The following is a 25,507-nucleotide window of genomic DNA, read 5'->3' on the forward strand; positions in this document are numbered from 1 at the left end:
CTTCCGAACCCCCGCAAAACCAGGGATCCAGGCGGTTGCACCCGGGGTTCCAGTCCGCGTTTTCCGCTTCCTGCGCCTCCGGGGCAACGAGGGAAAACATTACGCCGAACCCGCCCACCCCGCAAACCCAGCCCACACCCCGGGCGTGTCGCACCCCAGCACCCCACCCAAACCCCCGACCACGCCCGAATCGACCGCGCGGACGCGCTCCGCGACCGGTCTGATCGCGACCAGCGCCGTCGCGAACGGTGCCGTCGCGAACGGGGCCGTCGCGGGCGAGCGATCCGAGCGGGCCGGCCGCCTCGCCGTCCCTGGTGGGCAGCCGGTCAGCAGAGCACACTGACGGGATGCCGACCTTCGACGACGTCCGGGACATCGCACTCTCCCTCCCCGGCGTGACCGAGGGAGTCGAGGGCCACCGCGGCGGTGCGGCCTGGCGGACGGCCCGCGGGATGGTCGTGTGGGAGCGCGGCCCCGGTCGGACCGATCTCGAGCAGCTCGCCGAACTCGGTCGGAGCTGGCCCGACGGGCACGTCGCCGGCGCGCGAACCGACGGCGTCGAGTCGGCGGCCGCCTTGGTGGAGACGTTCCCCGAGGCGTTCTTCACCATCCCGCACTTCACGGGCTACCCGGCGGTGCTCGTGATCCTCGACACCGTCGACCCGGCGCAGCTGCGCGAGGTGATCGTCGAGGCGTGGCTCACGCGCGTGCCGGCCCGGGTCGGTGCCGCGTGGCTCGCGGGTCAGGGGAACGCCGAGGACCGCGAGCCCTGAGGACGTCGCCTCCGGGGAGCGGCCCGACGGTCATCCGCGCCCGCCGTCATCCGCACCCCGCGGGCCCGGTCGTCATCCACGCCGGCGGTCATCCGCCCCGGGCTCGCACTCCGCTCTCGCGCGCCGTGCGGGTGAGGGGCGCGAACCTACTGCTCAAGCCCCGCCGCGTAGACGAGGAGCGCGTCGCGCACGAAGGTCGCACCGTCGACGCCGCCGTAGTTCGCGGCGAAGCGCTCGTCGGCGACGTACATCTCCGCGAGCCCTTCGAGGTAGCCGCGCTGCGGCCGTCCCAGTTCGGATCCCGGTGTGCCGGGGATCGCGCCGAGCCACGCGGCGTGCCGCGCGGCGAGCTCCTGCGCCGAGGTCGACGCCGGGTCGATGCCGGCGGCGGCCGCTTCCTGCCAGTCGGTCGCGAGCCGGTCGGCGCGCGCCTTCCATTCGGCCTGGCCCTCCGCGCCGAGCCCTCGCCACCAGGCGTCGCTCGAGCGGTAGGCGTCGGCCCCCCAGCGCTCGGCGACCTCCTCCTCGTACTGCGTGTGATCGAATCCGTCGAACATGTCGGCCTCCATGAGCCCTGCTCCTTCGTCGAGTGCGGTGATGGTGCGCTCGACCGCCGCGATCTGGCGGCCGAGTCGTTCGCGCTCGCGTTCGAGCGAGCGCAGATGGGAACGGAGCGCGACGGGCGCCGAGGCCTCGGTGTCGAGGACGTCGGCGATGTCGCCGAGTCCGAGGCCGAGATCGCGCAGCAGCAGGATGCGCTGCAGCCGCACGAGGGCGTCCTCGTCGTAGTGGCGATAGCCGTTGGCCGCGACGCGGCTCGGCGGCAGCAGGCCCAGGTCGCCGTAGTGGCGGAGGGTGCGGCTCGTCGTGCCCGCGAGGCGCGCGACCTCCTGGATCGACCAGTCGGTGCTCGTTCGTCCGTTCATGGTGTCCACGCTAGGAGTTGACGCCACGTCAAGGTCAAGCGCTGCCACGAGCCGTTCGTCCCGAGCGGTTGCGATACGCCAGACTCGCGATATATCGTGACATTGCGTCAACGCGATATAACTCGATCCTCAAGGAGCATGCCATGGCCATCGAGAAGTGGCTCATCACCCCCGGCCAGACGAAGGTCATCGACCTCGAGCTCGTCCGCTCGCTCAAGGTCTCCCTCATCGGCGGCAAGGTGGACGTCATCGCCCACGACGAACCCGGCGCCCGCATCGTCGTCGACGAGGTGACCGGCAAGGACCTCGAGATCAAGATCGACGGCGACCGTCTCGAGATCGACCACCCCCAGCTGCGCTGGGACAACTGGATCGACGTCTTCAAGGGCTTCCGCGGCAACGCCCGCGCGACCGTCTCGATCCTGGCCCCGCGTTCGGTCGCCCTGAAGTTCGGCATGGTCTCGGCCGACGGCCTCATCTCCGGCTTCACGGGGTCCGCGAAGCTCTCGACCGTCTCGGGCGACCTCGTCCTCGACTCCCACGTCGGCGACGTCGACCTCAACAGCGTGTCCGGCGAGCTCTCGGTCTCCCACCACGACGGCGGCGTCAACGTGCACAGCGTCTCGGGCGACGTCGTCGTCTCGGGCGACGTGACCAAGCTCAGCGTCGACACCGTCTCCGGCGACATGATCGTCGACGCCTCGGGCGTGCCCGACCGCATCGACACCAACACGGTCTCGGGCGACCTCACCGTGCGCTTCGACGGCACGAGCGGCGGCGCGCGCTACCGCGTCAACACCATCTCCGGCCTCATCGTGCTCGACGACCTCACCATCAAGGGCAACCTCGGCCAGGGCTTCGAACGCACGGTCGGCAACCTCGACGGGCAGTGGCTCGACCTCGGGGCCAACTCGGTCTCCGGCAAGGTCTCCGTCCTGCGCCGGACGGCGCCCACGGACTCGGCGCGCGAGGCATCCGCCGATTCGGGCGCCGGAGCGGGCGCATGACCCCGCCGGTCTTCGCGCACGGCAGCCTCCGCCTCTACCTGCTGAGCCTGCTCGAGGAGCGACCCCGGCACGGGTACGAGCTCATCCAGGCGCTCTCCGACCGGTTCGGCGGCACTTACTCCCCGAGCGCCGGCACGATCTACCCCCGGCTCGCGAAGCTCGAGGCGGAGGGGCTCGTCGCCAAGAGCGCCGACGGCCGCAAGTCCGTCTACACGATCACGGACGCCGGCCGTGCCGAGCTCGACGCACGCCGGCACGAGCTCGACGCCATCGAGGACGAGGTCGACGACTCCGTCCGGCGCCTGGCCGACGGCGTCCGAGCCGGGGTCGAGGATGCGATGCGCACCCTCCGTGCGGAACTCGCCACCGCGGCGCGCGAGGCGCGCAAGACCCCGTCGGCGCCGCCGCCGAAGGAGCAGCGGGATGCCTCGGGGCGGGCCTTCGAGGAGGCCGAGCTCGTGCTCGGGGCGTTCCGGCAGCGGCTCCGCACCGACCTGCGGACCCGCGCGCGACGGGGCATCCCGGAGGACGCGGTCGAGTTGCTGCGCGTGCGCCTCGACGAAGTGCGCCGCGACGTGCTCGCGCGGATCAACGGCTGACGGGCGCCCCCCGACCGGGGCACGCCCGCCCGCCGCGGGGAAAGGTAGTCTGTCAGGCACCCGGAACGAGCCCGGATAGCACCGAGGGAACCAGTGACGCTCAAGCAGATTCTCGCCGTGATCTGGCGCGCGAAGTGGATGGTCCTCGCGATCGTCGCGGTCTCCGTCGGAGTCTCGTGGTACGTGGTGAGCCAGGAGCAGGCGGTCTACTCGTCCTCGACCACGATCCGCCTCAGTTCCACGATGGCCGATGCCGCCGAATCCAGCGAGTTGTACGGCGTCGTCGTCGACGTCGATCCGACCGTGATCACGACCGACCTCGTACTCGGTCCGGCCTCCGACGCCCTCGGCGTCCCGCAGCGCGAGCTCGCCTCGACGACGACGGTGACGCTCGGCGACACGTTGTCCGCGATCATCACCATCGAGACGACCGCCGACTCCCCCGCCGCCTCGCGCGCCCGCGCGGACACGATCGCGAAGTCGTACGACGAGTACCTGCAGTCCGAGACGGCGCGCGTGCTCACGGTGCTCCAAGAGCAGCAGGCCGCGGCGCAGCAGGCCGCGATCGACGCCGAGAAGGCTGCGACGGCCGCACCGGACAGCGCCATCGCCCAGACGCAGCTCGTCACCGCGATCGGCGCGAACCAGACCGCGAAGCAGCAGGTCACCGACCTCACGGCCGACCCGCCGCCCACCAAGACGCTGTTCGCGGCGGAGCCCGGCGTGCGTCTCGGCACCTCGCCGCTCACGATCATCCTCATCGCCTTCGCCGCGAGCCTCATCGCCGCGATCGGCATCGCCCTCGCCCGCGACCAGTTCGACAACCGACTGCGCGGCGAAGAGGAGATCGAGGACCTGACGTCGCTACCGTCGATCGGCGTCCTGAGCCTCGACCGCGGTGTGGCGCGCGCCCAGGAGCGGCTGCCCGCCGCGAGCCGACGACGAACCGCCATCAGCGAAGATCTGCGCGCCCTGCGCACGTCGCTCCAGGTGGTGCTGCCGCGCCGACGCGGCATCCTCGTCATCACGAGCGTCGAGCCCGGCGACGGCAAGACCTTCATCGCCGCGAACCTCGCGCTCGCCTGGGCCCGCGCCGGCCGCAAGGTCGTGCTGGTCGCCGGCGACCTGCGCCGTCCCGCACTCGACGAGTACTTCTCGGTGGTCTCCGGGCTCGAGGGACTCGCCGACCTGCTCGACCCCGAACTGCGGGACGAACCCCTCACGGGCGAGGCCGTGCTCAAGCTCCTCGCGCCGAGCGGGCACCCCAACCTGCTGATCCTGCCGCCCGGCGCCGAGCCGATCGACCCCGCCGATCTCCTGGCCGGTCCCGACCTCTCGACCGTGTTCGCCGCCCTGCGCGAGGCCGCGGACATCGTCATCGTCGACTCGCCGCCGGCGATGGCGATCACGGACGCGAGCCTCTTCGCCGGCCACGCGGACGGCGTGCTCGTCATCGCCTCGGTCCGCCGCACGGATCGGGCTCACCTGACCCGCACCGTCGACACGCTGCAGGCGAACGGGGCGCCGCTGCTCGGCGTCGTGGTCAACCGCGCCAAGCGGCGCGTCCCGAAGTCGTACTCGCCGTACTACGTGCAACGCAGCCAGACCGCCGGCGACCGCCGTGCGGCGATGGCGCAGGCCGCGACCGCACCGGAACCCGAGATCGACGAGCACGACGCGCTCCCCGAAGAGCCCGAGTCGGAGACGACGGCCGCCCCCACGCCGCCGAAGTCGTCCGCGCCGAAGGACTCCCGTCCGTCGGGCCCGGGCCGCACGAGCGCCGAACGCGGCGGCACCGGCCGGCCGGGCACGGTCCGGTCGGGCAGCGATCGTCCGGGATCGGATCGATCGAGCTCGCGCAGCCCGTTCTCGGAACCCGAGGGTTCGGGTGACGACCGCAGCCAGGACGGCCAGGCGCTCCGTCGCACGTGGTGAACGCCGGCGGCGGGCGATCGAGGCGCGGGGAGGCCCGCGTCCCGGTCCCCGCGCGCCCCGTCATCCTCTTCGTCTGCACGGCCAACCAGTGCCGCTCTCCCCTCGCCCGCGCGATCGCCGAGGCGCACGCCGAGGGCATGCCCGTCGAGTTCGACTCGGCGGGCCTGCTGCGCGGCGGCGCCCCGATGCCGCGCACCGGGCTCGAGGTGGCCGCCGAATCGGGCCTCGACCTCAGCGAGCATCGCAGCCGGCGTTACGACCGGGCCGAGGTCGCCCACTACGACCTCGTGCTCACGATGACGCGCGAACAGGCCCGGGAGATCCTCGCGGAGAGCCCGGAACTCTGGCCGCGGGTCTTCACGCTCAAGCAGTTCACGCGATGGGCCGACGGCCGCCGCTTCCCGAAGCATGCGGACCTCTCGGGATGGATCGACGCCGCGGCGGCGGACCGCCAGCGCACCGAGCTGCTCGGCTCCGATCCCGTCGACGAGATCGTCGACCCGGTCGACCAACCGGTGAAGGTCTGGCGGCAGGTCGCCGAAGAGCTCGAGGACCACGTCGACCGGCTCCTCGCCTTCGTCGCCCCGCGTCGCGGGCGCCGACGCCGGGTCTGAGCGTCGGGCTGCCGCTCAGGCGGCGGCGCTCGGGTCGTCCGCGATCGCCGGCTCGGTGCGCTCCGCGGGCAGGTGCACCGCGGCACCCGTGACCTCCGTCGCTGCCGCGACCGGCGAAGCGGCGACGCCCATCCACGAGGCGATCTTCGCGCCGAATCCGCTGCCGTCGAACTCCCACGCCCGCGCTCGGCACGCGGCAGGGTCGGCTGTCGCGGCGACCTCGATCGCGCGGCGGAGCTCGCCGGCGTCCTCGCCGCGCAGGTGCGCTCCGGTGAGCCCGTCCTGCACCGTCTCCGCGGCGCCGCCCACGGGGTTCGTGATCACCGGCGTTCCGGCCGCGAGCGCCTCGACCGGCATGATGCCGAAGTCCTCGATCGGCGCGAACACGTAGACGAGTGCGCGGCGGTAGAGCTCGTGGAGCAGGGCGTCCGAGGGCCGGTCCACGAAGAAGACCGCACCGGGATGCGTGGCTGCGACCGCCTCGAGCCGGGGTCGGTCGGGTCCGTCACCGGCGAGGACGACCGGCAGGCCCGCCGCACGGCCCGCCTCGATCACGAGGTCGAGCCGCTTGTAGGGGACGAAGCGCGAGGCGCCGAGCACGAAGGAGTCCGGCAGTGCGGCGAGGGTCGCCTCGTCCCGGAGGCTGAGGGTCTCTCGCGCGCCGGCGATCGCGGCGACGTCGACCGGCGGGTGGATGACGGTGCTCTCACGTCCCCAGGCACGGGCGATCCGCTCGGCGACGAAGCGGCTGTTCGCGGCGATCGACGTCGCCTCCTGGGCCCGGGCGCGGTCGATGCGTCGCAGGGACGGCGACACCGCGCGGCCGACGACGCCGCTGCCGCGGCCGTCGAGGTCGGGCTCCCAGATGTAGCGGGCGGGGGTGTGCGCGTACACGAACTTGGGCACGTCCCGATCCGCGAGCGTCGCGTGGTGCGCGAAGAGGTGGCTCGACACGAGCAGCCAGTCGGCGTCGGGGTGGACGTCGATCCCGCGCCAGGCGCCGAGCATGAACGGCATCGCGAGCGCCTTGCGGCGGCGCAGCGGCGTCTTGGCGAGCCACGTCTGATGGAGCCGGCCGGGCGCGAAACGGTCGTCGACGTCGTCCCACGCGCAGAGGACGGGGGCGTCGGGGAAGGCGTCGGCGAGGCCGTGCAGCACGCGTTCCGCACCGCCGCGCGGCTCGAGCCATTCATGGACGATGAGGCCGCTCATCAGCCTGCTTTCAGGGGGTCGGTGCGAGCGCGATCCACCGGGACTGAGCGGATCTCACGTTCGAGAGGCTACGCAGCGATCAGCGCCTGGCAGGATTCCCAGTTCGGGTGACACTCGTTCGGGGGGCATCCAGCCGGGATGCGGGATGCACTCGGCCGCGGATCAGGATACGACCCCGCGAGCCCCCTCGATTTCGCCCAGGACGGCCGCCATCGCGGCGGCCCGTTCGGACCAGTCCGGGACGTCGTCGAACTCGAGCGACGGCGTCCCCGCGAGCGCCGACCGCACCACTGCCGACGTGAACCCGTCCCCCGATGCGACGACGAGACCGGGCTCCCCGTCGGCCTCGACGAAGCCCGCGACCGGTGCCGCCACGACCGGTCGTCCGGCGGCGCGGTACTCGTAGCGCTTGATCGGGTCGAGGCTGCCCGTGAACTCGTCGACGAGGTGCGGCACGACGAGCACCTCGGCGTGCTGCAGGTACGCCGCCACGGCGGATCCGGGCCGCGACCCGAGGAGCCGGATGCCGGCCTCGACCTCGAGCCGTGCCCGGTTCGCCTCGCCGAGGGCGACGGGGCCGAGCAGCACCAGAAGCGCGCCGGCCGCAGCGAGCGCGCGACCGGTCTCCACGACCAGGTCGACGTCGAGCCGGTCCTCGTGCAGGGTCCCCGCATACAGGGCGACGGGCCCGTCCGGCAGGTCGGCCGGGCGGGAATGCGGCGTGCGGGCGCGTGCGAGGTCGACGGCGTTGGCGATGAGCCGCACCGGCCGGGATGCGCCCTTGCTCGCGACGAGCGCGGGCGAGCAGACGACGACCGCCTCGGCCTCCGCGACGAGCGCCGCGTCGCCGTCGAGCAGTCGGGCGCGCTCGCGCGGCGGCCGATCGGCGAGGGTCCAGTCGTCGGTCACGTCGTAGAGCGTCGACCAACCGGTCTCGGCCCGCAGCCCGGCCCAGCGCGGGTCGTTGATCCAGAGCAGGGGCCGTACCGCCCCGAGGCGGCGGACGACGCGGCGGACCGAACGGCGCAGCAGGCGGTCGGCGAGCGGGCCGGCCGCGCGCGGCAGCCACTTCGTGGGCTCGAACGCGCGCAGACGCCCGGCGTAACCGGGGATCGACCGCACGCCGCTCCCCGTGCGGGGACGACGGCCGGACCGGGCGTCGTGCGCGGGGTCGACCGGCGGCTCGACGAAGAGCACCGAGAGGTCGGGGTCGGCGCGCAGCAGCCCGTCGACGAGGTACTGGTTGCGTCGCCAGACCTCGTCCCACGCCTCGAGCGAGACGACGACGAGGAGACGCCCGACGGCATCTGGCTCGGTGCGGGCGAACCCGGCGAGCGCCTCGGCCAGTCGCTCGCCCTGGCGGCGGGCGTCGAAGGCCTCGCGCTGGCGTTCGCGGAGTGCGGCGCCCGCGGCGTCGCGCGCCGGTGCGGAGCCGATGAGCCGCTCGAGGGCGCGGGCCGCGGCGACGGCGTCGTCCGGTGCGAACAGCGCCGCGGCGTCGCCCGCCGAGCCCGCAGTCTCGAGGTGACCGCCGCCCGCGGCGGCGACGACCGGGAGCCCGTGCGACATCGCCTCGAGCACCGAGAACCCGAAGGGCTCGGCGGGCGCCGTCGCGAGGAACACGGAGGCTTCGCGGAAGCGGGTATCCATGTCGGCCTGGAATCCGACGAAGTCGACGGAGCCGGCGATGCCGAGCCGGTCGGCGAGCTCGCCGAGCGCCGCACGCTCGGCGCCATCGCCTGCGAGCACGAGCCGCCACTCGCCGCGGTCCGCGACGAGCGCCCAGGCTTCGAGCGCGAGCGCGGTGCGCTTCTCCGCCTCGAAGCGCTGCGCGACGAGCACGCTCGCCGAGCGCCGCTCGCCGTCGTCGTCGAGCGACGGCACGCCCGGCGCGATGACACGGGACGCTCCTTCGACGCGGTCGGCGATGAACCGCGCGCCCGCGATCTGCCCCGCGAGCCGGCCGGCGATCCACCGACCGGCGATCCGACCGAGCGCGTTCGATCCCCGCGTCGCCGCGAAGTGGCGCACGCTCACCACCGGGATGCCGCGACGTGCACCGAAACGGCAGGCGACGAGGTCGGCGGCGGTCATGTGGGAGACGAGCAGGTCGAGCCCGCCGAGGCGGCCGAGCGCGGCGTTCGCGGCCGGGAGCGTCGCACCGGGGAGCCAGCGGACGCCCGCCGCCTCGAGCGGCCCCCGCATCCGCCGTTCCTCACCGCCGACGACCGCGACGTCGTGGCCGGCGGCGCGCTGAGCGAGCGCCACGCCGAGTACGTACCGCTCGGTGCCGGCGAAGGCGTCGGTGACGACGACGTGCGCGGTGCGCGGGCGGCCGGGAGCAGTCTCCGCCGCGAGACGGGCGGCGCGTTCGGCGTCCTCGAGGGCCGCGACGGGACCGCGGGCGAAGAGGTCGCGGCGACGACGGGCCTCGGCGCCGCGCTCGCCCGGCAGCACGAGTGCGCGCGCGGCCGCGCCGAGGAGGTTGGCGAGCCGGTACGCCTGCCAGCCCGCGGCGCCGTAGTGCTTGCGCTGGTAGCGCTCGGCGCTCGCGTAGAAATGCCGTTCGCGGACCGCCGGATCGCCGCCGGTGCCCGCGCCCTCGTGGGTCGCCGACGTCGGCACGACGTCGATGCGCCAGCCGGCGCGGCGCGCGCGGTACTGCCAGTCGGTCTCCTCGGAGTACAGGAAGAACCGCTCGTCGAGTCCGCCGAGGGCGTCGACCGCCTCGGCGCGCAGGAGCAGGGCCGAACCGATCGCGAAGCCCCATCGCCGACGCAGCCCGCCGAGCCCGAAGGCCTCGATCCACGCGCCGAGCGGGGTGGGGAACGGCCAGCGCACCCGCACCGGCTCGCCCGTCGCGGCGACGGTCTGCTCGGCGCCCACCGCGGCGGTGCGCGGCGCCGCGCGGAGCGCCGCGTGCATGCGCCGCACGTCGTCGGGTCCGATCCGGGCATCGGGGTTCAGCAGCATAACGTCCCCGCCGAGCCCCGTCGCCCCGCTGAGTTCTGCGAGGCCGAGGTTCACGCCGCCCGCGAATCCGCGATTGCCGCCCGCGTCGAGGTAGCGCGCCCCGTGCGCCTCGGCGACGGTTCGGGTGCGCGGCTCCGAGGAGTTGTCGACGACGAGCACCTCGAAGGCGCCGTCGAGGGCGGCGAGGCAGCCGTCGAGCTCGTCCGGCGGGCCGTAGGCGACCACGACGATGCGAGGCGGGACGTCGGCCGCCGCATCGTCGGTGCCGAGCACCGTGCGGTAGAGCGCGGCCTGCTCCGCGGCGACCGACTCCCAGGTGAAGTCCGCGGCGTGCGCCGTCCCGGCCGCGCGAAGCTCCGACCATCGGGCGAGCGCCTCGTCGAGCCCCGCGGCGAGCGCCTCCGGATCACCGGGCGGGACGATCACGCCCGCCGTCCCCACGACGTCCGGGATCGCACCCGAATCGCTGCCCACGACGGGCACGCCCGACGCCATGGCCTCGACCGCCACCCGGCAGAACTGCTCGAGCCAGGTCGGGGTCGGCAGGCTCGGCACGGCGACGACGTCGAGGGCGCGGTAGCGATCGGCGAGTGCACCGTCGGCGGCGAAGCCGGCGAACTCCACCCTCTCGGCGATGCCGAGGTCCGCGGCGAGCCGCTCGAGTGCGGGGCGCTCCGGCCCGTCGCCCGTGATGACGAGGCGGCGACCCGGCCGCAGCGCGATCGCGCGCAGCAGCACGTCGACCCCCTTGTGCGCCTCGAGGCGCCCGACGTAGCCGACCACGGCATCCTCGCCCGGCGCGTCGCGGTCGGCGGGCGTGAAGACGTCGACGTCGACGCCGAGGGGGATGAGCCGCGCGGGTCCTGCCAGCCCCTTCTCGGTCAGGATGCGTCCCGCCTCCGCGTTGCAGACGTACGCGCCCGCCCCGTGACGGAGTGCTGACCGCTCGAACCAGCGGAACGGCACCGGATAACGCTTCGCGAGGTTCTGCGCCGAGTACATGACGAACGGCGCCCGGATGCCGCGCAGGCGCATGAGCAGGCGCACCTCGGCGACCGCGAGCGAGTTCGGCTCCTCGTGCAGGTCGACGACGTCGGGACGTCCGGCGAGGGCGCGCCAGATCGGTCGCGGGTCGTAGAGGAAGACGCTCGGATGCCGGCCGAACGTGCGCGCCCCGCGCACCCACCGCGCGTCGCCGCCGGGGCGGAGATCGAGGTCGCGGCCGCCCTCGTTCCACCGCTTCGACGACACGAGCGCCACTTCGAGCCCCTGGCGGCGGAGCTCGCGCTCGCGCTCGCGCCACGCGTCGACGACGGCGTGGTGGGCGATCCGCAGGACGCGCAGGCGACGCGGGTCGGTCATTCGGCGGCTCCGTTCGGGCTCAGGCGGGGTCGAGGGCCGACTCGAGGATGCCGCGCAGCGTCGTCCACGACCACCCCCAGTCGTGGGCGAGCGCTCGCTCGCGCGCCGCGCGCTGCAGCGCGCCCAGGCGCTCCCGGTCGTCGGCGAGTCCGGCGATGACGTCGGCGAGGGCGTCGGCGTCGCCCGGCTCGACGAGCACGCCCGCGTCGCCGAGCAGCTCGGGGATGCCGCCGACCCGGCTTGCGACCACGGCCGCGCCGCTCGCCATCCCCTCGCCGATGGTGAGCGGGCACGGGTCGGCCCACTGCGAGGGCACGACGAAGACGTCGGCACTCGCGAGCAGCGCGGGCAGCGCGTCGCGGTCGACGAACGGTTCGAACCGGATGCCCGGGGCATCGCCCGCGAGGTCGCGGAGACCGCGTTCGTAGTCGGAGAGGTCGTCGCCCGCGGCGAATCCGCGGCTGCCCACGAGGACCACCTCGACGTCGGCGCGGTCGAGGCGGCGCGCCGCCCGCACGAGGGTCTCGGCGCCCTTGTCGGGGATCATGCGCCCGACGAAGCGCACGCGGAGCGGGCCGACCGGGCGCGCGTCCGCAGGCGCGAAGCGCTCGGCATCCACGCCGTTGACGACGACGTGCACGCGCTCGGCGAGCTCGGGCGGGAGCTGCGCGCGGTAGCTCGCCGCGAGGGCCTCGCTGACGCAGACGATCGCGGCGACCTCGCCGAGGCTGCGTCGCATCTCGGCCCGGCTCATGGTGCGCAGGAGCTCGTTGTGCGCGTAGAGCACGACCCGGTGACCGGTGCCGCGGAGGAGTTCGGGCAGGATCGGCGCGTTGTGGGCGAGCACGATCGAGGGCGGCCGGGCCGCGATGGCGTCGGCCTGCGGCGCCCAGTACCGACGGGTCGCCGAGCGCGGCATGCCGAGGCGCGCGAGCCCGAGCTCGATCGCGCGCTCGCGGCCGCTCGGCGCGCCGGTGCCGACGTACTCGACGATCTCGGCGCTCGGGTAGCGCGGGCGGAACGTCGACGCGTCGATCGCCACGGACTGGCGACCGCCGTCGGGATCGCGTTCCGCGGCGCGCGCGAGGCCGTCGACGACGGTCGGCACCGCCGAACCGGTGCGCGGGGAGTAGTGGTCGCCCGGGGTGATCGCGTGGATGACCGGGATCACGACGAAGCGCCGTCGCTCGGTCGTCCCGCTCGGGCCGCGATCGGCCGTCGTCGTCCCGTCGGCGGTCCTTGCGCCGCCGCTTCGGCGAGCGCGACGCGATCGATGCCGAGGGCGCGGTCCCGCTCGCGGACGCCGTAGCAGATCCCCGCGATGATCCAGAGGAGCGAGGCCTGGCCGGCCACCCAGTAGAGGTCGAACTGCGCCTGCACGAACCTCGTCGCGATGATCGCGACGCCCACGGTGCCGTAGACCGGGTCCATGCGCAGCAGCAGCCAGGCCGCCGCGGCGAACATCACGAGGAAGCCGATGAGCCCGACGACGCCCGTCGTCGTGAGCACTTCGAGCTCCGCGTTCGGCGGCTGGAACTTCTCGGGGAAGCGATCGGTGTACCACCAGCGCATGCCGACGCCGAAGAGCGGCGAGGTCATCCAGATCCGCACCGACTCCTCGTACCAGCTCACGCGCTGGTTCGCGGAGTTGTACTGATTGCCGGACGCGAGCTGCTCGTTGACGTTGGCGAGCACGAAGACGGATGCCGCGGCGCCGAGGAGCACGAGGAAGATCACGCGCCCGCGCTTGACGGCGCGGAGCCGGGGTCGGGCCGCGACGATGAAGATGCCGACGAGGGCGCCGATGATGGCCTGACGCGACTGCGCCGCGAGGATGCCGCCCGCGCAGATCACGGCGATCGTGTAGGCGAATCGCCGGCTCCAGGACAACCACACGGGTCGGGCGCACGCGATGACGAGCGCCGCAGCGAGCATCCCGCCGATCGTGTTCTTGTGGAGGCCCGGGAGGAAGACGGGCACCGTGAACAAGGACGGGAGCGCGACGACGACGGCGGCGACGCCGATCGAGGCGCACACGAGGCAGTAGATCGTGATCGCCAGCGACCCCTTGCCCTCGCGACCGAGCGCGAACCCGACGACCATGCTGCCGAGGACGAGGACGACCTCGTGGAGCCACTCCACGAGGTTCGCGTCGTAGGGATTGAGGATGAGCGTCGGGACGGTCAGCGCGAGGTAGACCGTGCCGGCCCAGATGAGCGGCTGCAGGGCGATGCCCCCGCGGCCGCGCAGGAGGAAGATGCAGATCGCGAAGGCGGCGGCGAGCACGAAGTCGGAGACGCTGAGCACCCCGCCGACGCGTTCCTGCACCAGAGTCGCCCCGAGCGCCAGCACGGGGATGACCATCAGGTCGAGGGCGCTCGCGCCGATGAGGAGCACGACGAGGGCGATGGGCAGGGCCACGTCGGGCGCCTGCGCGCTGACGAACCCGAGCACGACGCCGACGCCCACGACCATCGCAGCAAGGGCGATCGGACTGCGGACGAGGGCGAGCTTCTCCCGGAATCCCCGCTGCACCTGGCCATGATAGGGGGCGCCCGTCGATCCCGGCTCCCCCAGATCCGGGGTCGCACCCCGTCGCGGGCAGCCCCCAGAACAGGGGAGATGTCCCGTTCCGACGTCGCGTCCCGGGGTTCCCGCGGTTAGATTCAAGGCATGCGCCCGTCCCGTCCGGGCTCCTGCCGCTCCGAAGGACCCGCCCCATGAACGTCTCGATCATCGTCCCGACGTTCAATGAGGGCCCGAACATCGCCGAGCTGCTGCGTCGGATCGCGGCCGTCCTGCCCGCCGACTCGTACGAGGTCCTCTTCGTCGACGACTCCACGGACGACACCCCGGCGATCGTGACCGCGTGCGCCGCGGAATCCGAGGCGCCGGTCCGGCTCATCCACCGGGATGCTCCCGACGGCGGGCTCGGCGGTGCCGTGGTCGAGGGGCTCGCCGCGGCGCGGAACCAGTGGTGCGTCGTCATGGACGGCGACCTCCAGCACCCGCCGGAGGTGCTGCCCCGGCTCATCGAGCGCGCCGGCCAGGGCGACGCCGACGTCGTCGTCGCCTCCCGCTACGCCGCCGGGGGCACGTCCGCCGGCCTCGCCGGGTGGCTGCGCACGGCGGTCTCCCGGCTGTCGACGCTCGTCACGAAGGCCATGTTCCCGGTGCGGTTGCGCGCCTGCTCCGACCCGATGACCGGGTTCTTCCTCGTCGACCGCGACGCGGTGCGCTCCGAGACGCTGAAGCCGCGCGGGTTCAAGATCCTGCTCGAGATCCTCGCCCGGGCCCGCTACCGCGTCGCCGAGGTGCCCTTCGATTTCGCCGAGCGCTTCGCCGGCCGGTCGAAGGCGTCGTTCCTCCAGGGACTGCGCTTCCTGCTCCAGCTCACGATGCTGCGCTTCGGCCGGATGTCCGGGTTCGCCGTGATCGGCGCGATCGGCGCCGTCGCGAACCTGCTGATCATGGCCGGCCTCCAATCGCTCGGCCTGGACTACCTGTGGGCGGCGATCATCGCGAGCGAGATCACGATCATCGGCAACTTCCTGCTCATCGAGCACTTCGTGTTCGCGGACCTCCGTTCGCACGCGAGCGCGACGTGGTCGAGGTTCGCGAAGTCCTTCGCCTTCAACAACGCCGAGGCGGTCATCCGCATCCCGGCCATGTCGCTGCTCATCGAGGCGACCCACATCCCCTCGGTGCTCGCAGCGGCGATCACGCTCATCATCGCGTTCGTGGTCCGGTTCGTCTTCCACTCGCTCGTCGTCTACGCGCCGAAGCACCTCGAGGACGCCGCCGCCGACCCCGCCGCGACGTCGGCCGCACGGGTGCGCACCGTCGACTGACGGCCCCCGTTCGCGGTCCTGCGGCGACGAGCACGACGCCTCTACCATGGGGACCACCTCGAACCCGGCCCCGATGTGAAGGATCCACGCATGGGCGATTCCCCCGCACCGCTCGTCTCGGTCGTCATCCCCGCCTACAACGCCGAGCGCACGATCGGCGAGACCCTCGCCGCCCTCGCCGCGCAGCGCCTCGATGCGCCGTGGGAGATCCTCGTGTGCGACAACGGCTCCAGCGACGACACGGCGGGCGTGATCGACGAGTGGCGCGACCGGCTGCCGCCGGTGACGATCGTGGATGCCTCGCACCGACGCGGTCCGTCGGCGGCGATGAACACGGGCGCGCGCACGAGCCGCGCCGAGTTCCTCGTCTACTGCGACGCCGACGACGTCGTCGCGGACGACTGGCTCGAGACCTTCGTCGAGGCGCTCCGCACGACGCCCTACGTCGGCGGGCACGTCGAGTACGACCGCCTGCGCGCCGAGGGCAGCATCTCGGTCAGCTGGAACGACGCCGGCCCCTTCGTCTTCACCCTCCCGGCGATGCCCGGCCTCGCCGCGACCGGGTCGGGCAACTTCGGCATCCGCCGCGACCTCTACCTCGAGGTCGGCGGGTTCGAGGAGGCGCTCGAGAGCTGCGAGGACGCGGACTTCTCGTGGCGCGTGCAGCTCACGGGCGCACCGCTCGTCATCTGCGACACCATGTACCACGTGCGCACGCGGCAGTCGCTGCGCTCGATCGCCCGTCAGGGCTATCACTGGGGCGCGTACCAGCCGACCCTCCGCCGTCGGTGGGCGCTCGTGGCCGCCGCCGTCGCGGACGACGCGGCCGCGGCCCCCGCAGCGGCGGGCACGGCCGCGTCGAGCACGCCTCCCGCGGAGGCCGAGCGGCGTCCCAATCCGATCGTCCGCTACTCCCGCACGATCGCCCGCCGCATCCGCGAGGGCCGCGTCCGCTCGCTCGCCGCGGACGTCACCTGGCAGACCGCGCACCGCCTGGGCCGCACGTTCGGCAAGGTCGACGAGTCGGTCGAGCAGATCCCCGCGTCGCCCGCGATCGCCGCCCGGGTGCGCGAGCTCCGCGCCGACCCGTGGCGCACGGCCGGGTCCGAGCGCACCGTCTGAACGACCAGCCCGTCGGTCGACGGGACCGTGGGCGACCCCTCGCGGCGGCAGCGGTGAACCGAGCTCAGCCGGCGACGGTCGCGTCGGCGCGCACCGCGGAGCGCCCGGTGCGGGCGGACTCGAGCGCCGCCTCGACCGCGGCGAGCGCCGCGGTTCCCTCCTCGAGCGTCGCGATCGAGCTCGGGAAGCCCGCGATCGCGTCGCGGAACGCCTCCAGCTCCGCGCGCAGCGGTTCGGCGTCGCCGACCGGCAGCGGGCTCGTGGCGCGGCCGTCCGCCGCGCGCACGCCGAGCGTGCCGGCCGCGGTGTCGGCCACGAGCACGCCCAGCTCGCCCGTGACGATCAGCAACCGTTCCCGTACGGGGCTGATCCAGTTCGCCGTCGCCTGCACGCGCACGTCGTCGCCGAGGAGACCGTCGACGACGAGCACGTCCTCGTGCGGATGTCCCGCCGCCCGCAACGACCGTGCCGAGATCGGCCCCCAGGCACCCCCGCCGAGCCACGCGGCCAGGTCGAGGTCGTGGACGGAGAGGTCCTTGCCGACGCCGACGTCGCGGATGCGCGCGGGGTACGGCGACTGGCGGCGCGCCTCGATGCGCGTGATGCGGCCGAGGCGGCCCGCGGCGAGCTCGGAGCGCAGCGCCGCGACCGCCGGGTTGAAGCGCTCGACATGGCCCACCGCACCGACGACGCCCGTCGCTGCGGCCGCCGCGGCGAGCCGCAGCCCGCCTTCGACGGTCTCCGCGACGGGCTTCTCGACGAGGAAGTGCACGCCGGCCTCGGCGAACTGCCGGCCGACCGGCTCGTGGGCGGCCGTCGGCACGGCGATCACGGCCGCGTCGATCCCGACGGCGAGCGCGTCGTCGACCTCCTCGAGTACCTCGAGCCCGCCCGCGACGCCGTAGGGATCGCCGCCGCGGTCGACGATCGCGACGAGCTCGAGCCCGTCGATCTCGCGCAGCAGCCGGGCGTGATGCCGGCCCATCGCGCCGATGCCGACGAGGGCGACGCGGAGCGCGCTCACGCGCCCGCCCCCGCGACCGCGGCGACCGCGGCCGCGATGCGCTCGAGATCGTCGGCGCCGACCGAAGGATGCACCGGGAGGGAGACGACCTCGGCGGCGGCGAGGTCGGTCTGCGGCAGGTCCGCACCGGCGTGCTCGCGGAGCGAAGGGAGCCGGTGCGCCGGGATCGGGTAGTAGACGCCGCTGCCGACGCCGTGCTCCTCCCGGAGCGCGGCGACGAACCCGTCGCGGTCCTCCGGCACCCGGATCGTGTACTGGTGGTAGACGTGCGTCGCCTCCGGCCGCACGGCGGGCGTCGTGACGATCCCGGCGAGCGCGGCGTCGAGGAACGCGGCGTTCGCGCGCCGCTGCGCGGTCCAGGCATCCACCTTCGTGAGCTGCACGCGCCCGATCGCCGCATGGAGGTCGGTCATGCGGGCGTTGAAGCCGACCACCTCGTTCTCGTACTGCCGCTCCATGCCCTGGTTGCGCAGCAGCCGTACCCGGCGGGCCGACTCCTCGTCGGCGAGCACCACCATGCCGCCCTCGCCCGCGGTCATGTTCTTGGTCGGGTAGAGGCTGAACATGCCGCCGTCGCCGAACGTGCCGACCGGGGCACCGCCGAGGGTCGCGCCGTGGGCCTGCGCCGCATCCTCGAAGACCCTGAAGCCGTGCTCGCGCTGCAGTGCGGCGAGCGCTGCCATGTCGGCCGGCTGGCCGAAGAGGTGCACCGGCACCACCGCCGCGGTGCGCGGCGTCAGGAGCGCGGCGACCGCCTCGGGGTCGATGCAGAACGTGACCGGGTCGATGTCCGCGAAGACCGGCGTCGCGCCCGCGAGCACCACGGCGTTCGCCGTCGCCGCGAACGTGAACGAGGGCACCACGACCTCGTCGCCCGGCCCGATGCCGATCGCGAGCAGCCCCAGGTGCAGGCCGGAGGTCCCGGAGTTGACCGCGACGACCGGCCGGCCCGGCGTGAAGCGCTCGGCGAACTCCCGCTCGAACGCCGCGACCTCGGGGCCCTGCGCGAGCATGCCGGAGGCGAGGACGCGGTCGACGGCGGCGCGTTCCTCCTCGCCGATCAGGGGCTTGGCGACGGGGATCAGGTCGAACTGGCGGGCGTCCGGCTGCAGGGTCATGTTGGGTCGCTCACTGATGCCGAGAGCACGCGGGCATCGATCGGGGTCACGGTGCGCTCCATCGTGCCACGCGGGCGCCGCGCGGCGCGCCCCGTTTCCGGGGGTCCCCCGGGGACCCGACGCCCCGTTCTGGGGGCTGGGCCGGGCAGGGGCGCCCGGGTACGATTCGGAAGCCGGCTCCGCCGGTTCCACCGTTCGGCCGTCAGACCGGACCCGGTCTGACGAAGGACGAACCATGTCCGAGCTCCGAGGCACGTCCTCCGCATCACGCTGGCTCATCGTCGCAGCATGGGCTGGCGTCGCCGTGCTCACCGCGATCCTGCTCATCACCAAGTACAGTGCGGCGATCGCCGCCGACCCGACCGACGGCAGCCTCGAGATCTTCATCGAGGCCGCGCGGCTCGAGGCGTCGGGGGGCGACCCGTACGACGCCGCCGCACTCGGCGGCAGCTACCTCACCGGCTCCTATACCTACTCCCCCCTCGTCGCCTGGGCGCTCATGCCGTTCCTGCAGCTCGGCCTGTTCGGCCAGATCTGGACCGCATTCTGCCTGCTCTGCGGCGTCGTCGCCGTCGCGGCCGTCACCGCCACCTTGTGGCCGCGGCTCACCCCGTGGGGGCGCGTGCTCGTCGCCGCGGTCGGGATCGTCACGCTCGACTACAACGAGGTCGTCAACTGGGAACTCCTCGATGGGCAGTCCCAGTTGCCGGTGCTCGCCACGACGGCGCTCGCGGTGTTCTTCGCCGCCCGCACGCCCGCGGTCTCCGGCGTGATGCTCGCGCTCGGCGCCCTCGTGAAGACGTGGCCGGCCATGTTCGGTCTGTGGATCCTCCGCGCGCACAACCCGAACCGCCGCAAGGAACTCCTCGGCGCCATCGGGACGGCGGTCGTCTTCGTCGGGATCATGATCCTCGTCGACGGACCGAACAGCATCGCCGAGTGGGTGCAGCGCACGCTCGACCTGCGCGAGCAGCCCTTGCAGATCTACTCGGTCTGGTTCTTCGAACGCGAGCTGTTCGCCGGCTCCGCGGACCCCGTCGCGGCGGACGCGGCGCCGCTCGCGGGACGGATCGTGTCGTGGACGCTCGCCGTGATCGTCCTCGCGCTGCTCGTCCTCGCGCTCCGGCGACCCGGGGAACCCGGTTTGGCGATGTGGAACGTCGTCGCCGCGACCCTGCTGCTGCTGCCCGTCTCGCACCACTTCTACCAGCTCATCCTGCTGCCGATCCTCTGGCACTGGCTCGGCATCGCGCTCGCGGAGCGCCGGAAGCCGGACTCGTGGGCCCTCGTCGGGCTCATGGCGCTCTGGTGGCTCGTCGCGTTCCGCTTCGGGAACGACGGCGATCCGCTCGTGTCCTCGTTCGTCATCGTCACGCTCACCGTGCTCGTGTACGCCGCGTCGGTGCTCCTCGCCGCGCGCCGCGATCCGCTCGGGCTCCGTCTGCGCCGACGTCCCGTCGAGGGACCGGCCGCGACGGCCTCCGCCGACGAGGCCGTCACGGCGGCCCATCCGATCGGCGTCGAGTGAGCGCAGCCTCCCTGGTCGTGCGGCTCGGCGACCTCGAGAACGGCGCGGCGGTCCGCAACTCGGGGAGCTTCGCCGACCTCGCCCTCTACGGCGGCCGCATCCCGAGCGTGCTCGCCCGCGCCCTCGCGCTCTTCTGCGTCGACACGGACGAGCACCTCGTCGCCGTCACCTACGACGACGGACCCGGCGCGGACACACCGCGGCTGCTGGATCGGCTCGCGGAGCGCGGTGCCGTCGCGACGTTCTTCGTGCTCGCCGAGCAGGCCGAGCAGCATCCGGAGCTCGTCCGGCGCATCGTCGACGAGGGGCACGAGCTCGCGCTCCACGGCGTCGACCACCGCTCCCTCCGGGAGTACGGGCCCTGGGCCGGCGTCCGGAAGGTGCGCGAGGCGCGCCGCCGGGTCGAACGGATCGCCGGCATCCGCGTTCGCCGCTACCGGCCGCCGTTCGGCGAGTACACGACCGCGCAGGCGCTCGGTCTGCGCCTGTCCGGCCTCGACGTCGTGATCTGGTCGGCCGACGCCGTCGACTGGCGCGACGACGACGGGGACGCCGTCGCCGATCGCGCGATCGCCGCCCTGCACCCGGGCGCGATCCTGCTGCTGCACGATCACCGCGGCGACCCCGAGACGCTCCGGCCGGACGAGGCGCTGCCCGCCTTCGACCGCGTCGCGGTGCTCGACCGGCTCCTCGACGCGGCGACCGCGGCGGGCTACGGCACGGCCACGGTCGGCGGGCTGTCCGAGCGCCACTCGAACGTGCGCAGCCTCGCACGGTTCAGCCGGGCGGACTGACCGCCCACCGAGCGCTCAGCCGCGCGGGCGGCCGAGGCGGTCCCGGATGCGCCGGGCGGCGGGGAGCGCGGAGAGCAGCCCCGCGGAGCGGACGCCGCCGTACGCGACGAGCAGGCTCGCCTGCGTCCGGATCCCGGGGTAGAGGCGCTGGCTCTCGACGAAGCTCGGGTTGATGCACGGGTCGAAGTAGTCGGTGCCGGGCGTGCGAAGGATCTTGTGCATCGCCGCGGCACGGCCGAGGACGCCGGGACGGAACTTGTGGAAGCGCCGGTCGAAGGTGTCGACGAAGCCGAACTCGGCCGACGCCGACCGCAGGTTCACGGAGAGGTGCACGTCGGTGCCGCCGCCGCCGAGGACGTTGACGGTCAGCCGGCCGTCGGCGGCGAACGCCGCGAGGATCTCGGTGAACCAGCCGTCCTGCCCGGTGAGCCGGAAGCCCTCGCCGCCGCGCGCCGCGTCGCCCTTCCAGCCCTCGTCCTCGAGGTCGAGGAACTCGGCGGCGGAACCGGCCGGGTCGGCGCCGCGGTCGTCGAGCTCGAGCGGGGCGTCGAGCTGCGCCGCGAGCCCGCGCGCGTCGCGCTGGATCCGGCGCTTCGCCTCCCCGCCGCGATGCGGCAGCACGAAGTCCGGCGCATCCGTGCGCGCCCAGGGCGTCGAGCCCGCGGCATCCGGGAGGGCGATGACGCGTTCCTCGCGCTCGCGCTCCAGGACGCGCGCGCCCGTCGATTGCGCCGCCGCGGCGAGCGCTTCGGCGAGCGGGCCGTCGACTGGGAACCGGGAGAGGTCGAGCAGCCCCGGCTGCCGCAGGCGGCGCATGCCGCCGAGCAGGAGCTCGAGCGCGCGGGCGGGCGACGATGCGTCGACGAGCGGATGATGCCGGCCCGCCCAGCGGCGCAGGAACGGTCCGTTCGTCGAGACCGTGCGGATCGGCAGCCCGCCGATGCGCGACTCGATGCCGATCGGCAGCACCGCGACGAGGTCGTCGCCGTCCTCGGCGAAGACCACCGCGAGGTCGCGCGCCTCGGCGCGGTGCCGCGCGGACGTCAGGAGGAAGCGCGGTTCGAAGAAGGGATGGGCGTCGATCGAGCGCTCCGCGAGCTCGGCCCAACGGGCGGCATCCCGGTCGGCGACCTCGGCGAGGGGCACGAGCCGGGCGCTCACGCGGGCATCCCGCCCAGCGTCCCGCAGCTCGTTCCGACAGTCGTCACCATGCCCATCGGCCGGAGCCTCCAACGTCTCGTTCGCCAACACCACGACGCCCTGGCCGTCCCAGTCTCCCCGATCCGCACGAGCCCCGCATCCACCCGAATTGGGGCCCCTCCCGGGCCCCCTGCCGGGCCCGGGGTGCGTGGTAGCTTGAGGGTCCCGTGCGGCCTCGCATGGTGTCGCACCCCGCCGGGGGCGATCGAGAACACCCGGGAGCCCGAGCGACATGCGCGAGACCGCGATCACCGTCGAGGGCCTGTCGAAGACGTACCGGCTCAACCGGAATTCGGCAGGCGTCGACCGCATCACCGATGCGGTGTGGAACCGGATCAAGCATCCGTTCGCCCGCGCCGAGTACGACCACTTCGACGCACTGTCGGACGTCGACTTCGAGGTGCCCTGGGGCGAGGCGCTCGGCATCATCGGCCGCAACGGCGCCGGCAAGTCGACCCTGCTCAAGCTGCTCACGCGCATCACCGCGCCGACGACGGGCCGCATCGACCTCGGCGGCCGCGTCGGCTCGCTGCTCGAGGTCGGCACGGGCTTCCACCCCGAGCTGACCGGTCGCGAGAACATCTTCCTCAACGGCGCGCTGCTCGGGATGACCCGCGGCGAGATCCGCCGCCGCTTCGACGAGATCGTCGATTTCTCGGGCGTCGAGCGCTTCCTCGACACCCCGGTGAAGCGCTACTCCTCGGGCATGTACGTGCGGCTGGCGTTCTCCGTCGCGGCCCACCTCGACACCGAGATCCTGGCGATCGACGAGGTGCTCGCCGTCGGCGACGCCGAGTTCCAGGCGAAGTCGCTCGCGAAGATGCGCGACGTCGCCAAGGACGGCCGCACCGTCCTGTACGTCAGCCACCAGATGCAGACGGTGACGAACCTCTGCACCTCGGCCATCTACCTCGACCGCGGCACCCTCCAGTACCAGGGCAGCGTCAACGGGGCCCTCGAGGTGTACCGCAGCAGCTTCGAGCGCTACCAGGCGACCCAGCGCGAGCCCGACAACCGGGCCGGCACCGGCCAGCTGCGGCTCCAGGACGTGACGCTCGGGGAGCTCACCCAGTCGCCGACCGACGACACCATCGTCGAGCTGGCCCTGCCGGCGGCCCCCGACCTCATCGGCGACTACTTCCTCTCGTGCCACATCAACGACCAGAACGGCGTCGTCATCGCGCAGTGCGATTCGCGCCTGCTCGGCCGTTGGCTCGACCCGTCGCGCCCCCACGACGTGACGCTGCGGGTCCGCAACCTCTGGCTGAAGCCCGGCACCTACTCGGTCGACGTCTACGTCTGCCAGATGGGCATCCTGGATGCCTGGGAGGGCGCGGCCGCCTTCGACGTGCTGCCCTCGCTCCCCTACCCCGAGCTCACCTCCGAGGACGCGACCGCCAACGGCATCGTCCTCGCCGATTTCGACTTCGAGGTCGACTGATGGCCCGCACGATCATCACCCCGCCCAAGGGACTCGGCCTGCCGTCGTTCCGCGAGATCTGGAGCGCTCGCGAGGTGCTCTGGCGCTTCGGAACGCGCGACATCCTGCTGCGCTACCGCCAGACGGTCGTCGGCGTTGCCTGGGTCGTCATCCAGCCGCTCGTGGGCGCCGGCATCTTCTCGCTCGTGTTCGGCGGCGTGGCGGGCCTGCCGAGCGGCGGGGTGCCCTACTTCCTCTTCTCCCTCGCGGGCCTGCTGTCGTGGAACCTGTTCGCGAGCGTCATCGACCGATCGGCCCCCTCACTGGTGTCGAACCAGGCGCTCGTCTCGAAGGTCTACTTCCCACGCCTGCTCGTGCCGGCCTCGACCGTGCTCTCGGTGCTGCTCGACACCGCGGTGGGCCTCGGTCTCTTCGTCGTGCTCCTCTTCGTCTTCGGCGTCAACCCCGGCTGGCCCGTGCTGCTGTTCCCCGTCTGGGCCCTGCTCGCGCTGATGGCGGGCCTCGGCCTCGGCATGGCGGCGTCTGCGATCATGGTGAAGTACCGCGACGTCGGCTACGTGCTGCCGTGGGTCGTGCAGGTCCTCTTCTACGCGACCCCGGTCGCCTACGCGCTCGAGGGCGCTCCGGCCGACCTGCGCTGGCTCTTCGAGCTCAACCCGCTCACGTGGATGATGGAGGCCTTCCGCTGGTCGATGCTCGGGCTCGACGCGCCGCCGCTCTGGCAGATGGGCGGATTCGCGCTCTTCGCGGTGCTCCTGCTCGCCCTCGGCCTGACCGTGTTCCAGCGGTACGAGCGCACGTTCGCCGACGTCATCTGACCCGATCGCGCCCCCGAACAGGGGCTCACCCGGCGTGCCCGCCCGGGATACGCTGAAACGCCCCGTACGGAATCCGGAGTCCTGCATGTTCGCTCGCATCCCCGCGCCTCGGCCGCTCCGACGGGCGGCGGGCTCGTGAGCGGGCTCGCGGCGCGGGCGATCGCGTTCTACCTCCCCCAGTACCACCCGATCCCCGAGAACAACTCGTGGTGGGGCCCGGGCTTCACCGAGTGGACGAACGCGGCGAAGGCCCGCCCGCTGTTCCGCGGACACGAGCAGCCGCACCTGCCGGCCGACCTCGGTTTCTACGACCTCCGCCTGCCCGAGGCCCGCGAGGCGCAGAGCGCCCTCGCCCTCGAGCACGGCGTCGAGGCGTTCTGCTACTGGCACTACTGGTTCGGCCAGGGCTCGCGCATCCTCGAGCGGCCCTTCACCGAGGTCGTCGCGACGGGCGAGCCGTCGATCAAGTTCTGCCTCGGCTGGGCGAACCAGTCGTGGACGGGCATCTGGCACGACGCCGCCAACCGCGTGCTGCGCGAGCAGACGTATCCCGGCCCGGAGGACGACCGGGCGCACTTCGACGCCATCCTCCCGGCCTTCCGCGACGAGCGGTACCTGCGCGTCGACGGCAAGCCCGTCTTCTACGTCTTCCGGCCCGAGGAACTCCCCGACGCCCGGGCGTTCGTCGACCGCTGGCAGGCCATGGCGGTCGAGGCCGGGCTCGGCGGGCTCTACCTCGTCGCCGAGGTCAGCGACCTGCTGGGTCGCGGGCCGAAGTACGTCGGCGTCGACGACGACGGCTTCGACTCGGGCGTGTACGTGCGGCTCCCGGCGACCGTCACCCCGGCGACGACCCTCCGGATGCGCGTGCGGCGCAAGCTCGGCGGTCCCGAGGCGTACCCGTACTCGACCGACCCCGCGCTCTGGGACGCCGTGCGCGCCGACCCGAAACTCCAGCCGAGCCTCTACCCGAACTGGGACAACACGCCGCGCTCCGGCGCGCGCGGCCTCGTGCTCACCGGCTCCGAGCCGACGCGGTTCGCCGAGAACGTCGAGCACGCCATCGGCACGCTCGAGGGCCGGCCCGACGAGGAGCGGCTGCTCTGGATCAAGTCCTGGAACGAGTGGGCCGAGGGCAACTACCTCGAGCCCGACCTCGCCTACGGGCGGGAGTGGCTCGAGACGCTCGCCGACGGGCTGCGGAGTTGAC

At 73.3% G+C, this 25,507-nt stretch carries 20 protein-coding genes; 12 read left to right on the forward strand and 8 right to left on the reverse strand.

Annotated elements, in window-relative coordinates; genetic code table 11:
• Window positions 1–347 precede the first annotated feature (347 nt).
• Window positions 348–773 carry an MmcQ/YjbR family DNA-binding protein gene (locus GB864_RS01575; RefSeq protein WP_160422547.1) on the forward strand — a complete coding sequence of 142 codons (426 nt, stop codon included), beginning with the start codon at window positions 348–350 and terminating at the stop codon, window positions 771–773.
• Window positions 774–919: 146 nt separating this feature from the next.
• On the opposite strand, the gene GB864_RS01580 is transcribed toward GB864_RS01575, so the two are convergent.
• Window positions 920–1,699, reverse strand: coding sequence for a MerR family transcriptional regulator (locus GB864_RS01580; protein ID WP_160422549.1), 780 nt, complete (start codon window positions 1,697–1,699; stop codon window positions 920–922).
• 143 nt (window positions 1,700–1,842) lie between these two features.
• On the opposite strand from GB864_RS01580, the gene GB864_RS01585 reads away from it, so the two are divergent.
• The 4 genes from GB864_RS01585 (at window position 1,843) to GB864_RS01600 (ending at window position 5,854) form a co-directional block, all read left to right on the forward strand.
• Complete coding sequence (locus GB864_RS01585) at window positions 1,843–2,706, forward strand: DUF4097 family beta strand repeat-containing protein (RefSeq protein WP_160422551.1); 864 nt, start codon at window positions 1,843–1,845, stop codon at window positions 2,704–2,706.
• Window positions 2,703–3,305, forward strand: coding sequence for a PadR family transcriptional regulator (locus tag GB864_RS01590; RefSeq protein ID WP_160422553.1), 603 nt, complete (start codon window positions 2,703–2,705; stop codon window positions 3,303–3,305). Before GB864_RS01585 ends, GB864_RS01590 begins: the two co-directional genes overlap by 4 nt.
• 93 nt (window positions 3,306–3,398) lie before the next feature.
• Window positions 3,399–5,240, forward strand: coding sequence for a polysaccharide biosynthesis tyrosine autokinase (locus tag GB864_RS01595; RefSeq protein WP_160422555.1), 1,842 nt, complete (start codon window positions 3,399–3,401; stop codon window positions 5,238–5,240).
• A complete protein-coding gene (locus GB864_RS01600; protein ID WP_160422557.1) occupies window positions 5,234–5,854 on the forward strand; it encodes an arsenate reductase/protein-tyrosine-phosphatase family protein in 621 nt (206 codons plus the stop codon). The genes GB864_RS01595 and GB864_RS01600 overlap by 7 nt, the downstream gene beginning before the upstream one ends.
• A gap of 15 nt (window positions 5,855–5,869) precedes the next feature.
• Here GB864_RS01600 and GB864_RS01605 read toward each other — a convergent pair whose 3' ends face one another.
• The 4 genes from GB864_RS01605 to GB864_RS18875 all read right to left on the reverse strand — a co-directional run bounded on the left by GB864_RS01605 (window position 5,870) and on the right by GB864_RS18875 (window position 13,936).
• Window positions 5,870–7,066, reverse strand: coding sequence for a glycosyltransferase (locus GB864_RS01605; RefSeq protein ID WP_160422559.1), 1,197 nt, complete (start codon window positions 7,064–7,066; stop codon window positions 5,870–5,872).
• Between the two features lie 162 nt (window positions 7,067–7,228).
• Window positions 7,229–11,401 (reverse strand): glycosyltransferase, encoded by a 4,173-nt coding sequence (locus GB864_RS01610; protein ID WP_160422561.1) that lies wholly within the window; start codon window positions 11,399–11,401, stop codon window positions 7,229–7,231.
• A gap of 19 nt (window positions 11,402–11,420) precedes the next feature.
• Window positions 11,421–12,572 (reverse strand): glycosyltransferase, encoded by a 1,152-nt coding sequence (locus GB864_RS18870; protein ID WP_160422562.1) that lies wholly within the window; start codon window positions 12,570–12,572, stop codon window positions 11,421–11,423.
• Complete coding sequence (locus tag GB864_RS18875) at window positions 12,569–13,936, reverse strand: O-antigen ligase family protein (RefSeq protein ID WP_160422564.1); 1,368 nt, start codon at window positions 13,934–13,936, stop codon at window positions 12,569–12,571. Before GB864_RS18875 ends, GB864_RS18870 begins: the two co-directional genes overlap by 4 nt.
• Window positions 13,937–14,121: 185 nt before the next feature.
• Here GB864_RS18875 and GB864_RS01625 point away from each other — a divergent pair, with 185 nt between their 5' ends.
• Entirely contained in the window at window positions 14,122–15,252 is a 1,131-nt protein-coding gene (locus tag GB864_RS01625; protein WP_160422566.1) for a glycosyltransferase, read from the forward strand.
• A 90-nt stretch (window positions 15,253–15,342) separates the two neighbouring features.
• Window positions 15,343–16,374 carry a glycosyltransferase family 2 protein gene (locus tag GB864_RS01630; RefSeq protein WP_160422568.1) on the forward strand — a complete coding sequence of 344 codons (1,032 nt, stop codon included), beginning with the start codon at window positions 15,343–15,345 and terminating at the stop codon, window positions 16,372–16,374.
• Window positions 16,375–16,438: 64 nt separating this feature from the next.
• Here GB864_RS01630 and GB864_RS01635 read toward each other — a convergent pair whose 3' ends face one another.
• Together GB864_RS01635 and GB864_RS01640 are read right to left on the reverse strand one after the other, a co-directional pair.
• Window positions 16,439–17,398 carry a Gfo/Idh/MocA family oxidoreductase gene (locus GB864_RS01635; protein ID WP_160422573.1) on the reverse strand — a complete coding sequence of 320 codons (960 nt, stop codon included), beginning with the start codon at window positions 17,396–17,398 and terminating at the stop codon, window positions 16,439–16,441.
• Window positions 17,395–18,516: a DegT/DnrJ/EryC1/StrS family aminotransferase gene (locus tag GB864_RS01640; protein WP_160422575.1), complete on the reverse strand. Its 1,122-nt coding sequence runs from the start codon at window positions 18,514–18,516 to the stop codon at window positions 17,395–17,397. The genes GB864_RS01635 and GB864_RS01640 overlap by 4 nt, the downstream gene beginning before the upstream one ends.
• A gap of 235 nt (window positions 18,517–18,751) precedes the next feature.
• Between GB864_RS01640 and GB864_RS01645 the strand changes: the two genes are divergently transcribed.
• Complete coding sequence (locus tag GB864_RS01645; protein ID WP_160422577.1) at window positions 18,752–20,044, forward strand: glycosyltransferase family 87 protein; 1,293 nt, start codon at window positions 18,752–18,754, stop codon at window positions 20,042–20,044.
• Window positions 20,041–20,838 carry a polysaccharide deacetylase family protein gene (locus tag GB864_RS01650; protein WP_160422579.1) on the forward strand — a complete coding sequence of 266 codons (798 nt, stop codon included), beginning with the start codon at window positions 20,041–20,043 and terminating at the stop codon, window positions 20,836–20,838. The genes GB864_RS01645 and GB864_RS01650 overlap by 4 nt, the downstream gene beginning before the upstream one ends.
• A 15-nt stretch (window positions 20,839–20,853) precedes the next feature.
• On the opposite strand, the gene GB864_RS01655 is transcribed toward GB864_RS01650, so the two are convergent.
• The gene (locus tag GB864_RS01655) at window positions 20,854–21,999 is read right to left on the reverse strand and encodes a GNAT family N-acetyltransferase (RefSeq protein ID WP_160422580.1); all 1,146 of its coding nucleotides are present in this window, start codon (window positions 21,997–21,999) and stop codon (window positions 20,854–20,856) included.
• 271 nt (window positions 22,000–22,270) lie between these two features.
• On the opposite strand from GB864_RS01655, the gene GB864_RS01660 reads away from it, so the two are divergent.
• The 3 genes from GB864_RS01660 to GB864_RS01670 all read left to right on the forward strand — a co-directional run bounded on the left by GB864_RS01660 (window position 22,271) and on the right by GB864_RS01670 (window position 25,506).
• Window positions 22,271–23,479 carry an ABC transporter ATP-binding protein gene (locus tag GB864_RS01660; protein WP_160422582.1) on the forward strand — a complete coding sequence of 403 codons (1,209 nt, stop codon included), beginning with the start codon at window positions 22,271–22,273 and terminating at the stop codon, window positions 23,477–23,479.
• A complete protein-coding gene (locus GB864_RS01665; protein ID WP_160422584.1) occupies window positions 23,479–24,297 on the forward strand; it encodes an ABC transporter permease in 819 nt (272 codons plus the stop codon). Before GB864_RS01660 ends, GB864_RS01665 begins: the two co-directional genes overlap by 1 nt.
• A 135-nt stretch (window positions 24,298–24,432) precedes the next feature.
• On the forward strand, window positions 24,433–25,506 hold the full coding sequence (locus GB864_RS01670; protein ID WP_160422586.1) for a glycoside hydrolase family 99-like domain-containing protein: 1,074 nt from the start codon (window positions 24,433–24,435) through the stop codon (window positions 25,504–25,506).
• The last annotated feature ends 1 nt before the right edge of the window (window position 25,507 follow it).

Origin of the sequence: Agromyces seonyuensis (genome assembly GCF_009789225.1) — a bacterium.
GTDB classification, from domain to species: Bacteria; Actinomycetota; Actinomycetes; order Actinomycetales; family Microbacteriaceae; genus Agromyces; species Agromyces seonyuensis.